Source organism: Streptomyces chartreusis (assembly GCF_008704715.1).
Taxonomy (GTDB): domain Bacteria; phylum Actinomycetota; class Actinomycetes; order Streptomycetales; family Streptomycetaceae; genus Streptomyces; species Streptomyces chartreusis.
In genome coordinates this window covers 7,459,708-7,471,111 of sequence record NZ_CP023689.1, presented here as the reverse complement: position 1 = coordinate 7,471,111, position 11,404 = coordinate 7,459,708, and the positions used below count along the sequence as shown (strand labels likewise).

The following is an 11,404-nucleotide window of genomic DNA, read 5'->3' as shown; positions in this document are numbered from 1 at the left end:
GGCGTGGAGCTACTGCGGGTTGTACGGGGGCGGCGCCGGCGGGTTGTACGGCGGCTGCGGCGCGTACGGATTCTGCGGACCCTGCGTGTACGGGCTGCCGTGCGGGGGCGTCCCGTACGGGTTGCCCTGCGGCGGCACGAAGCCGTTCGGGGCGTACGACGGTGGCGGCGGGGTCGGCGCCGGACCGGGCGTGGGTCCCGGCATCGGTGACAGGACGGCCGGGTGGTCCGCGAGCCGGATGCCGTAGCGGTTCTTGAGGCGGCCCATCTCCAGCATGGCGATGGCCGTGACCGTCACCGGGGCGCCCAGGATGAAGAAGACGCCCATGGCGAGGCTGAGGCCGTGCAGATCACCGGTGACGAGATCGGGAATGGCCATGAGCCATGTCGTCACCGTGGCCAGCAGCGGCGGCAGACAGCGGTGCACGACCGCGGTGCCGAAGAAGTTCCCCGAGATCCGGTAGGCGCCGGCGATCACGAAGAACGCCATCCAGAGCCCCACGACGCTGACCAGCAGGGTCCCGAGCATCCCGAGGGACCCGCCCAGCTGGAAGATCAGCACTGTGCCGAGCGCCGAGCCGATGAACAGCAGCAGCAACTTCAGCGACCGCAGAAGCGGATCCTTCAGCTGCGCCACCGTGCCGGCGCCGGAGCGCTGCCAGAGGTAGAGCATCACGCCCACGGTGAGCGGCGTGATGAACAGCAGCACCAGACAGGCCGTCGCCGCGTTGTCCAGCATCTCGTCGAAGGCGAACCCGCCCTCCACGAAGGTGTAGACGCCGAACCCCGCGACCGCGCCGGCGATGACCCGCACCTTCTTGAGGGCATCCACCGAAGGATCCAGCGACTGTGGGATCCAGGCCGGATGGAACACCGCCCGCGCCACACGATGGGGCTTCAGGAAGGACCGCGCGGTCAGCGTACCGCCGGTCCAACTCCCTTGTGGATAAGTCAACTTGCACTCCCCCGAGTGATCGTTGTCATGATCGACGAGGGAGTCTACGGGAAGCGGACGGCCACGCGCCGCCCGCTTTCCGTAACCGTGTCACTTCCGGCCGCGCAGCTCCCGGTACTTGGCGACGAGCGCCTTCGTCGACGCGTCCAGACCCGGCACCTCGGCCCCTTCGGTCAGCGCGGGCTCGACCCGCTTGGCGAGGACCTTGCCGAGCTCCACGCCCCACTGGTCGAAGGAGTCGATGTTCCACACCGCGCCCTGCACGAACACCTTGTGCTCGTACAGCGCGATCAACTGCCCCAGCACGGACGGCGTCAGCTCACGCGCGAGGATCGTGGTCGTCGGGTGGTCGCCCTTGAACGTCTTGTGCGTCACCAGTTCCTCGGGCACCCCCTCCGCGCGCACCTCCTCCGGCGTCTTGCCGAACGCCAGCGCCTGCGTCTGCGCGAAGAAGTTCGCCATCAGCAGGTCGTGCTGCGCCTTGAGTCCGTCGCTCATCTCGGCGACCGGCTCGGCGAAGCCGATGAAGTCCGCCGGGATGAGCTTGGTGCCCTGGTGGATCAGCTGGTAGTACGCGTGCTGCCCGTTGGTGCCCGGCGTGCCCCACACCACCGGCCCGGTCTGCCAGTCGACCTCCCGACCGTCCCGGCCGACGTACTTGCCGTTGGACTCCATGTCCAACTGCTGGAGATACGCAGTGAACTTGGACAGGTAGTGGCTGTAGGGCAGCACCGCGTGCGACTGGGCGTCGTGGAAGTTGCCGTACCAGATGCCCAGCAGACCGAGCAGCAGCGGGACGTTCTCCTCGGCGGGCGCGGTGCGGAAGTGCTCGTCGACGGTGCGGAAACCGTCGAGCATCTGACGGAAGCGGTCCGGCCCGATGGCGATCATCAGGGACAGGCCGATCGCCGAGTCGAAGGAGTAGCGCCCGCCGACCCAGTCCCAGAACTCGAACATGTTGGCCGTGTCGATGCCGAAGTCGGCGACCTTCTCGGCGTTCGTCGACAGGGCGACGAAGTGCTTGGCGACGGCCTCCGGCCCGGCCTTCAGTTCGGCGAGGAGCCAGTCCCGCGCGGACGTGGCGTTGGTGATCGTCTCGATCGTGGTGAACGTCTTCGAGGCGATGACGAACAGCGTCTCGGCCGCGTCCAGGTCCCGGGTGGCCTCGTGCAGGTCGGCACCGTCGACGTTCGACACGAAGCGGACGGTGAGGTCGCGGTCGGTGAAGCTGCGCAGCACCTCGTAGGCCATCGCCGGACCGAGGTCGGAGCCGCCGATGCCGACGTTGACGACGTTCTTGATCCGCTTGCCGGTGTGGCCGGTCCAGACGCCGGAGCGGACCCGCTCGGCGAAGCCGGCCATCTTGTCGAGGACGGCGTGCACACCCGGCACGACGTTCTCCCCGTCGACCTCGATCACCGCCTCGCGCGGGGCGCGCAGCGCGGTGTGCAGCACGGCGCGGTCCTCGGTGGTGTTGATCTTCTCGCCGCGGAACATGGCGTCCCGCAGCCCGAACACGTCCGTGGCGGCGGCCAGCTCACGCAGCAGCCGCAGCGTCTCGTCGGTGACCAGGTGCTTGGAGTAGTCGATGTGCAGGTCGCCGACCTGGAGGGTGTAGCCCGAGCCGCGATCGGGGTCGGCGGCGAACAGCTCCCGAAGCCCGACGTCGCCGAGCTCCTCGCGGTGCTTGGTCAGCGCGCTCCACTCGGGCGTCTGATTGAGCCTGGTACGGCCGTCTGCGTTCATGTCCGACTTCAGCCTTCTTTCGTGCCTGTCCCAGCTGTTCCAACCTAATTGATCAGCGCTGGACGTGAGCTGTCCTGCGGTCGTCGTCCTGCGCAACAACAGGTACGTCCCGCTTGCCCGCAGGTATCAGCGCGATCAGGGCCGGCACGAAGAAGGCCGCCGTGAGCAGGGGCGGGGTGTTCAGGCCCCAGGCGGTGGCGACGGCACCCCCCAGCAAAGCGCCGAGCGGCACTCCGGCGAAGGCCAGGGTTCTGAAGGCCGAGGCGACCCGGCCGAGCAGTTCGGCAGGGCTGCACTGCTGCATGAGCGTCGTCGTGTTGACGTTCCACACCATGCCCATGAGTCCGAAGACGATCAGCGCCGCCACCAGCACGGCCAGGCTGCGCACGGTGCCCATGACGATCAGGGCCCCGGTCTGCACCGCGCCCGCGACCAGCACGGCCCGCACCCGGCCCAGCCGCTTCACGATCCAGCCGTTCACCACTCCCCCGGCCAGGCCCCCGACGGTGAAGGCCGCGCCGGCCGCCGCGTACCCCGTGGCCCCGGCGTCCAGCCACCCGGTCACCAGGACGACCAGGGTCGCGAGCTGGGCGCCCATGCCGATGTTGCACAGGGCGGTGGCGGCGCACAGCCCTCTCAGGGCCCGGTCGCGCCACAGGGTGCGCAGCCCCTCGCCGATCTCCCGGCGCAGGGTGCTGCCCGCCGGGGCCGGCGTCCGCTCGGGCGCCGTGATCCGCAGCGAGGCCACCAGCGCGGCCGCGACCAGGAAGGTGGCGGCGTCGGCGACGAAGGGCACGGCGGCCCCCGCGACCAGCAGCAACGGCACGAGCGGCCCGCCGATCAGGCCGCCCGCGATGCGCTGCCCGGTCATCAGCCGGGCGTTCGCGCTGCCGAGCGCGTCCCGGTCCACCAGGGCGGGGAGCAGGGCCGTGGAGGCGTTGTCGAACAGGGTCTGGAGCGTGGTCAGGGTGAAGGCCAGCGCGATGAGCAGGCCGATCGAGGCGTGCCCGAGCGCCACGACCACGGCGAACGCGGCGACCAGCAGTCCGCGTAACGCGTCCACCGTCCACATCGCGCGCCGCTGGTCCACCCGATCGGCGACGGCGCCGCCGAGCAGCCCGAAGACGATCCAGGGGAGATAGCCACAGGCGGTGACCGCGGCGATCAGCAGCGGCCGGTCCGTGAGCGTGACGGCGAGGAGCGGCAGGGCTGCCGTACGCAGGGAGTCTCCGAAGCTGGAGAGCACGGCGGCGCCCCACAGCCGTCCGAAGCCACCGCGCCATGCCGGCGCGCGCCCGCCCACCGTCTCAGCCGTCGCCACGGCTCCCCCTCCCGGTCGATCGATCCGAAAGATCGATACACAAACCGTAGAGGGCACCACTGACAATCGGCCCCGGAGCGGAATCCGGGCAGCCCGTCGGACAGGTCCGGCCAGGCACCCATGGGCACCCGGCCGGTCCTCAATTCCTAGATCTCGCCCCGCAGTTTGGCGAGCGCCTCGGCGAGGATCGCCTCGCCGTCCGCGTCACTGCGTCGCTCCCGTACATACGCGAGGTGCGTCTTGTAGGGCTCGGTGCGCGGCGGGTCCGGCGGGTTGTCCCGGTCCTGTCCGGCGGGAAAGCCGCAGCGCGGGCAGTCCCAGGTTTCGGGAACCTGCGCGTCGCTGGCGAAGCTGGGCTGCGTTTCATGCCCGTTGGAGCACCAGAAGGAGATGCGCAGCCGGGGCGCGGACTCGCCCCGCTCGGCCTCGCCCATCGGCCCCGCCCCGACCCGGCTTCCTCGGATCGCGTTGCCACTTGCCACGGTCGTAACTCCCTGCGTGATGGTGCCGCAAAGCGAGTCGGCGTTTCGCTTCGCTGCGAGCGCCTCAGTCTACGTAAGGCCCAACGCGCGTCCAGTGATTGGAGTTACAGACCCCTACACCAAGACGCAAGCCCCATGATAGGCCGCGCTGAGCTGCGCGTACCGAACATGGGGCCTTACGTGTGGATTGTGCGTGCTCGTCAGTTGTTGACCTTCATCATGATGCCGAGCACGACAATGCACGCGAACCAGAGCAAACCGACCACAACAGTGATCCGGTCGAGGTTGCGCTCGGCGACCGAGGAGCCACCGACGGACGACTGCATGCCGCCACCGAACATGTCGGAGAGGCCGCCGCCCTTGCCCTTGTGCATCAGCACCAGCAGCATCAGCAGCCCGCTGAAGACGATCAGGGCGATCGAGAACCCCATAACCACGGCTGGACCAACTTCCTCGGATCTGGATGGACGACAGGGGCACAGCCACCGGGCTGTGCCCCCGCCAGGGTACGACGGATCGCCGCTACCGCATACTCACTGGTCGCGGAAGCGCACGATCTTGACGAACTCGTCGGCGTCCAGCGAGGCACCGCCGACCAGGGCGCCGTCGATGTCGGCCTGCGACATGATCTCGGCGACGTTGCCCGCCTTGACGGAGCCGCCGTACTGGATGCGGACCTTGTCGGCCAGCTCCTGCGTGTACAGCTCGGCGATCTTGCCACGGATCGCGGCGCAGACCTCCTGGGCGTCCTCGGCGCCGCAGACCTTGCCGGTGCCGATGGCCCACACGGGCTCGTAGGCGATCACGACGGACTCGGCCTGCTCGGCCGGGAGGTCCTTCAGACCGCCCTCGACCTGGGTGAGGGTGTGGGAGACGTGGTTGCCCGCCTCGCGGACCTCCAGCTCCTCACCGACGCACAGGATCGGGGTCAGGCCGTGCTTGTAGGCGGCCTTGACCTTGGCGTTGACGATCTCGTCGGTCTCCGCGTGGTACTGGCGGCGCTCGGAGTGGCCGATCGCCACGTACGTGCACTTCAGCTTGGCCAGCATCGGACCGGAGATCTCGCCGGTGTAGGCACCGGAGTCGTGCGCCGAGATGTCCTGGGCGCCGTACTTGATCTTCAGCTTGTCGCCGTCGACCAGGGTCTGCACGGAGCGCAGGTCGGTGAAGGGCGGCAGGACGGCGACCTCGACGGCGTCGTAGTCCTTGTCGGCCAGGGCGAAGGCGAGCTTCTGGACGTGCGCGATGGCCTCGAGGTGGTTGAGGTTCATCTTCCAGTTGCCCGCCATCAGCGGCGTGCGCGTGCTCATTGAGGTCAGTCCTCCAGTGCGGCGAGGCCGGGGAGCGTCTTGCCCTCGAGGTATTCGAGGGAGGCGCCGCCACCGGTCGAGATGTGGCCGAATGCGTTCTCGTCGAAGCCCAGGGTGCGGACGGCAGCGGCGGAGTCGCCACCGCCGACCACGGTGAAGCCCGGGGAGTCGAGGAGGGCCTGGGCGACCGACTTGGTGCCCTCGGCGTAGTCGGGGTGCTCGAAGACGCCCATGGGGCCGTTCCAGAAAACGGTGCCGGCGTCGGCGAGCTTCGAGGCGTACAACTTGCGGGACTCCGGACCGATGTCCAGGCCCATCCGGTCGGCGGGCATGGCGTCCGCGGCGACGGTCGTGGGGTTGGCCGGGGCCTTGGTCTTCAGGTCCGGGAACTCGCCGGCGACCAGGACATCCACCGGCAGAACGATTTCGACGCCGTTCTTCTCGGCGCGCTCCATGTACTCGATGACGGCCGGGATCTGGTCCGCCTGGAGGAGGGAGATGCCGACCTCGTAGCCCTTGGCCTTGAGGAAGGTGTACGCCATGCCGCCTCCGATGAGCAGCCGGTCGGCCTTGGCGAGCAGCTGGTCGATGACGGCGAGCTTGTCGGAGACCTTGGCGCCGCCGAGCGCGACGACGTACGGCCGCTTGACGTCCTCGGTGAGCTTCTTCAGGACGGCGACCTCGTTCGCGATGAGGTAGCCGGCGTAGTGCGGCAGCTTGGCCGGGAGGTCGTACACGGACGCGTGCTTGCGGTGCACCGCGCCGAATCCGTCTCCGACATAGACATCGGCGAGGGCGGCCAGCTGGTCGGCGAAGGCGGCGCGCTCGGCGTCGTCCTTGCTCGTCTCGCCGGCGTTGAAGCGGAGGTTCTCGATGACCGCGACCTGGCCGTCGGAGAGGCCGGCGACGACGGCCTGGGCGGACTCGCCGACCGTGTCGGTCGCGAAGGCCACGTCGGCGCCGAGGAGTTCACCGAGGCGCGCGGCGGCGGGCGCGAGGGAGAACACGGGGTCCGGGGCACCCTTGGGGCGGCCGAGGTGCGAGGCGACGACCACGCGCGCGCCCGCGTCGGCCAGAGCCTTGACGGTGGGCAGCACGGCGCGGATGCGGCCGTCGTCGGTGATGGTGGTGCCGTCCAGCGGCACGTTCAGGTCGGCGCGGACGAAGACCCGCCGGCCCGCGACTCCTTCAGCGAGGAGTTCGTCGATCGTCTTCATGGAAGGGGACTCCCGAGGAGGGTTCGTATGCTCGGATCGCCAGTGATCCTAAAAGGCCTGGTCTGCACGTGAGTCAGGGCCCGGGCGGCGCGTCCCTGCGCCGCACGGGCCCTGCCCTACATCAAGGTGCTGCTCTGCCGATCAGAGCTGGTTGCCGACGAAGACCGTCAGGTCGACGAGGCGGTTGGAGTAGCCCCACTCGTTGTCGTACCAGCCGAGGATCTTCACCGACGTGCCCTCCTGGACCATGGTCAGGGAGGAGTCGAAGGTGCAGGACGACGGGTCGCTGACGATGTCCGAGGAGACGATCTCGTCCTCGGTGTAGGTCAGGTAGCCCTGGAGTTCGCCCTCGGAGGCCTTCTTGAAGGCGGCGTTGACCTCGTCCTTGGTGACCTCGCGGGACAGCTCCACGACGAGGTCGGTGGCCGAGCCGGTCGGGACCGGGACGCGCATGGCGATGCCGTCCAGCTTGCCCTTGAGCTGCGGCAGGACCAGCGCGGTGGCCTTCGCGGCACCCGTGGTGGTCGGGATGATGTTCTCGGCGGCGGCACGGGCGCGGCGCAGGTCCTTGTGCGGGAAGTCCAGGATGCGCTGGTCGTTGGTGTACGCGTGCACCGTGGTCATCAGACCCTTGACGATGCCGAAGTTCTCGTCGAGGACCTTCGCCATCGGCGCCACACAGTTGGTGGTGCAGGAGGCGTTGGAGATGACGTGGTGGTTCGCCGGGTCGTACTTGTCCTGGTTGACACCCATGACGATGGTGATGTCCTCGTCCTTGGCCGGAGCCGAGATGAGGACCTTCTTCGCGCCACCGGCGAGGTGCTTGGCGGCGTCTTCCTTCTTGGTGAAGATGCCGGTCGACTCGATGACGATGTCGACGCCCAGCTCGCCCCACGGGATGTCGGCGGGGTTGCGCTCGGACAGGACCTTGATGGTCTTGCCGTCGACGGTGATCGTGTCGGCGGTGTGCGACACCTCGGCCTTGAGACGGCCCAGGATGGTGTCGTACTTCAGCAGGTGGGCAGTGGTCGCGGTGTCACCCAGGTCGTTGACAGCCACGATCTCGATGTCAGCACCCTGCTCCAGCAGCGCGCGGAAGTAGTTGCGACCGATACGACCGAAGCCGTTGATGCCTACGCGGATCGTCACGAACCGATCTCCTCGTTGGTACGCCGGCCATGCGGTGCCGGCGAGCTCTATTTGGGATGTCCCCGACCGCCTACGACCCTACCTCTCTGTGGCCTCCGTGGTGACATCCAGATGCCTCATAGACCGCAGGGCGGTCCGTACCCGCCAGTAGGGGTACGGACCGCCCCGCCGGGAAGCCCGGATCACTCGTTCCGGTCACCGTGCGTTGCGCGCGGTTGACCTCGGCGTGTCATTTCTCAAGTGAGGAAAGGGCTTTTCCGATGAGCGCCGTCCGGTCGGCCGCCGCGGCGACGTGTTCCAGGCCGAAGCCGAGGAGCACCGTGTCGTCCGTGGTGATCGCGCCGTACGTCTGGAACAGCGCCCCGGTGCGCGTCCAGTCCTTGAGCACGGCCGGGCTGCCCGCGGGCGGTCCGGTCACGCTCCAGGCGCCGAGCGACGTCTCGAAGCCGTCGGTCTCGGTGGCTGCGCCGCCGACGACGAGCGAGGCCTGGTCGGCGAGAACGCCGCGCCCGCCGAAGCCCGGGTCGGAGACATAGGCGATCGAGAGCTCCACCGACTTGCCGGCGTACGCGCTCAGGTCGAACTCGACCTGCTTCCAGCCCGCGGAGGCGCCGGTGAGCGCGTTCCACTGGCCGCTGGTGCCGGACGCGGTGCAGCCCGCGGCGGACTGTGTCAGGTAGTGCTTGAGCCAGGGGTGTTCGGCCATGTAGAAGCCGGCCTCGCACTCCGCAGGCACGGCGTTGGAGCCGGCGCCGTTCTTCTCGGGGAGTGTCGTCCAGTCCTCGGCCCCGGTGACGTGCGCCTCGATCAGGACGTTGTCGTAGCCAGGTTCGACGTCCCACAGCAACTGGGTGCGCAGGGTCGGCTGCTGTGCCGCGGTCACCCCGGTGAGGTCGACCGTCCTGGTGAGCCGCTTGTAGGCGTCGTCGGTGTGCACGGCCGCCGCCATCCACGAACCCGCGTAGGGACCGTACGGGTTGACCGTGCCGGCGAACTGGCCCGCGCCCGCGCTGGCGAACTGCGGGTACTTGTCGGCGGCCAGCTGGTCCGAGGTGACGCTGTAACTCCCGGCCTTGTCCAGCGGGTTGCCGGTCGCGTCACCGAGCGCTCCGGTGACCCCGCCGAGCTTGCCGGAACCGGTGAAGCCGGTGGCGCCGGGCAGCGACGTACGGGTGTACGCGCCCAGGTAGTACTGGCTGAAGTCGTTCGACAGGGTGCCGTCGCCGAGGTCGACGTTGCCGCCGGCCTGTTCGCCCGCCTCCACCAGCTTGCCGCCCTCGTTGAGGTAGGCGCGCAGCTGGAGCTGGGTGGCGTTGCCGGGGACGTTCGCGCCCGTGTAGTGGACGACCGTGTCGAAGTGGTCCAGCACGCCGAGCGCGTCGGGCGCGCCCTGCGCGGCGACGTCCCAGACGATCGCCCGGTGGCCGTTGGCCTTCAGCGCGTCGACGTACTTCTGCGCGTGGGTGGCGCCGGCGCCTTCCTCGGCGACCACGAGCACGTCCGCGCGCGGCCGCTCGGCCACGGTGTACGTGAAGTGCTCGCTGGAGACCTTCTTGCCGCTCCTGGTCTCGCCGGTGAACCACACCTCGACCTTGTCGCCGCGATCGCCGTCGGCGACCTTGGCGCGGTACTCGTCGAAGTAGAGGTTGTCCTCACCGCCGTACGTCTCGCCGCCCCTCCAGGGCCGCAGCGACATGTCGTGCGTACGGCCGCCGTTGACGCGGTACTTGAGCTCCTTGTCGCGCACGGACTTGCGTACGACGACGGAGACCTCCTGGTCCGCGCCGCGGGAGTACGACGTGGTGAACGGCGCCGGGGTGAAGTCGGCGGCCTTCAGGCCGAGCGAGGAGACGGGCTGGTCGGGCCGCTCGGCGCTCTCGGCGACGGACAGCGCGAACGGCACGTTCTTGGCGAACTCGTCCTGGATCAGCTTCTCGTCGTCCGGGAAGTTGAACACCGACTGGCAGTCGGCCGCGTTCCACTGGTCGTTCGGGTCGATGTTCGACGCGGTCTGGCAGGTCGACATCTCGGGCGTGTACATCGCCAGGCCGTTGACGTTCGAGGCATGACCGTCCGCCTCGCCGTTGGTCGTGTACAGCTCCGAGGAGACCTGCGGCCGGTAGCCGGGGATCGCGGAGTTGTCCGGGGTGCCGGCGAGCGCCTTGTACAACACGTCGTCGGGGGTGTTGGTGGCCACCTGCCAGCCGACGCCGTAGAGGAGGAGTTCGGCGGCGGAGTGGTAGTTGATGCCGTAGGTGAAGCCGATGCGCTTCTGGAAGGCATCGATCGCCTTGGTCTCGGGCTCCGAGCCGGCGCTCGCCCCGCGGTAGGTCTCGCTGGTGGGGTTCGGGGACGAACCCTCGTCGTCGTAGCCCCACTTGTAGGAGAAGTTGCGGTTGAGGTCGACGCCGTCACCGGTGCTGATCACACCGTCGGCGTTGATGTCCCGCAGGTTCTTGCGCCACAGGCGGTTGGCGGCGTCCTTGTGGGTGTAGTCGTAGCCGTCGGGGTTGGCCGAGAGGACGAACCACAGCTCGGTCGAGTCGACGATCTTCTTGACGCGCTTGTCCGTCTTGTAGTTGTCCAGGTAGTAGTGCATCAGACGCCGGGTCATCTCCGGCGTGATCCACTCGCGCGCGTGCTGGTTGGACATGTAGAGGACGGCGGGCTTGGCGCCGTCCTTGTTCTTCTTGGCGTTCTTGCTGAGCTTGAGCGCGAGGATGTCCTGGCCGCCCACCGTCTTGCCGATGGAGACGACCTTGGTGAGGCCCGGGTTCTGCTGCCCGGCCCTGACTATCTCCTCCTTGAGCCCCCCGGCGCCGCTGTACGGGCGGAACACGCCCTCCGCGGCCTTCTCGGTGCGGGCCTCCGCCTTGGCGGAGAGGTCGTGCTCGGTGAGCTCGACGCCCTGCTTCTGGAGTTTCTCGGCCTGGTCGTCGGTGAGGTAGACCTCGACGGTGGCCGTGCCCTTGGCGGGCGCCTGCTCACTGAGTTCGTGGCCGTCCTGACCGGCCGCCAGCAGCAGGGGTACCTGCTTCTTGGTGATCTCGGCCCGGAAGACCTTCACTTCACTCGGGTCGGAATCTTGTGAACTGCCCGGTTGTGCCTGGGCTATGGGTGCGATACTCGCTCCACCTATGAGGAGAGCGCCGACAGCGAGGATCGATCTCGCTCTGGGTCTCATGTACCCCCCTAGCAGTGTTTCGCCACAGTGACGAATGACTG

9 protein-coding genes are annotated in these 11,404 nt (G+C 68.6%); all 9 read right to left on the bottom strand.

Going from position 1 to position 11,404, the window contains the following annotated elements; translation table 11 throughout:
• Nucleotides 1-9: 9 nt before the first annotated feature.
• A complete protein-coding gene (locus tag CP983_RS32895) occupies nt 10-954 on the bottom strand; it encodes a hypothetical protein (protein ID WP_125523997.1) in 945 nt (314 codons plus the stop codon).
• Nucleotides 955-1,044: 90 nt separating this feature from the next.
• On the bottom strand, nt 1,045-2,700 hold the full coding sequence (gene pgi / locus CP983_RS32890; protein WP_150503640.1) for a glucose-6-phosphate isomerase: 1,656 nt from the start codon (nt 2,698-2,700) through the stop codon (nt 1,045-1,047).
• A gap of 52 nt (nt 2,701-2,752) precedes the next feature.
• On the bottom strand, nt 2,753-4,021 hold the full coding sequence (locus CP983_RS32885; RefSeq protein WP_150503638.1) for an MFS transporter: 1,269 nt from the start codon (nt 4,019-4,021) through the stop codon (nt 2,753-2,755).
• A gap of 146 nt (nt 4,022-4,167) precedes the next feature.
• On the bottom strand, nt 4,168-4,503 hold the full coding sequence (locus tag CP983_RS32880; RefSeq protein ID WP_003976875.1) for an RNA polymerase-binding protein RbpA: 336 nt from the start codon (nt 4,501-4,503) through the stop codon (nt 4,168-4,170).
• A gap of 200 nt (nt 4,504-4,703) precedes the next feature.
• Nucleotides 4,704-4,934 (bottom strand): preprotein translocase subunit SecG, encoded by a 231-nt coding sequence (secG, locus tag CP983_RS32875; protein ID WP_030951411.1) that lies wholly within the window; start codon nt 4,932-4,934, stop codon nt 4,704-4,706.
• Between the two features lie 102 nt (nt 4,935-5,036).
• Nucleotides 5,037-5,813, bottom strand: coding sequence for a triose-phosphate isomerase (tpiA, locus tag CP983_RS32870; protein WP_107907172.1), 777 nt, complete (start codon nt 5,811-5,813; stop codon nt 5,037-5,039).
• Nucleotides 5,814-5,818: 5 nt separating this feature from the next.
• Nucleotides 5,819-7,030, bottom strand: a complete 1,212-nt coding sequence (locus CP983_RS32865; protein WP_150503636.1) for a phosphoglycerate kinase — start codon at nt 7,028-7,030, stop codon at nt 5,819-5,821.
• A gap of 141 nt (nt 7,031-7,171) precedes the next feature.
• On the bottom strand, nt 7,172-8,179 hold the full coding sequence (gene gap, locus CP983_RS32860) for a type I glyceraldehyde-3-phosphate dehydrogenase (RefSeq protein ID WP_030951405.1): 1,008 nt from the start codon (nt 8,177-8,179) through the stop codon (nt 7,172-7,174).
• Between the two features lie 229 nt (nt 8,180-8,408).
• Nucleotides 8,409-11,363: a M14 family metallopeptidase gene (locus tag CP983_RS32855; RefSeq protein ID WP_150503634.1), complete on the bottom strand. Its 2,955-nt coding sequence runs from the start codon at nt 11,361-11,363 to the stop codon at nt 8,409-8,411.
• Between the last annotated feature and the right edge of the window lie 41 nt (nt 11,364-11,404).

What these genes read in the sequence shown, in the direction of transcription:
- pgi (WP_150503640.1), bottom strand. Translation starts at nt 2,700, where the DNA reads ATGAACGCAGACGGCCGTACCAGGCTCAATCAGACGCCCGAGTGGAGC.
- secG (WP_030951411.1), bottom strand. Translation starts at nt 4,934, where the DNA reads ATGGGGTTCTCGATCGCCCTGATCGTCTTCAGCGGGCTGCTGATGCTG.
- tpiA (WP_107907172.1), bottom strand. Translation starts at nt 5,813, where the DNA reads ATGAGCACGCGCACGCCGCTGATGGCGGGCAACTGGAAGATGAACCTC.
- CP983_RS32865 (WP_150503636.1), bottom strand. Translation starts at nt 7,030, where the DNA reads ATGAAGACGATCGACGAACTCCTCGCTGAAGGAGTCGCGGGCCGGCGG.
- CP983_RS32855 (WP_150503634.1), bottom strand. Translation starts at nt 11,363, where the DNA reads ATGAGACCCAGAGCGAGATCGATCCTCGCTGTCGGCGCTCTCCTCATA.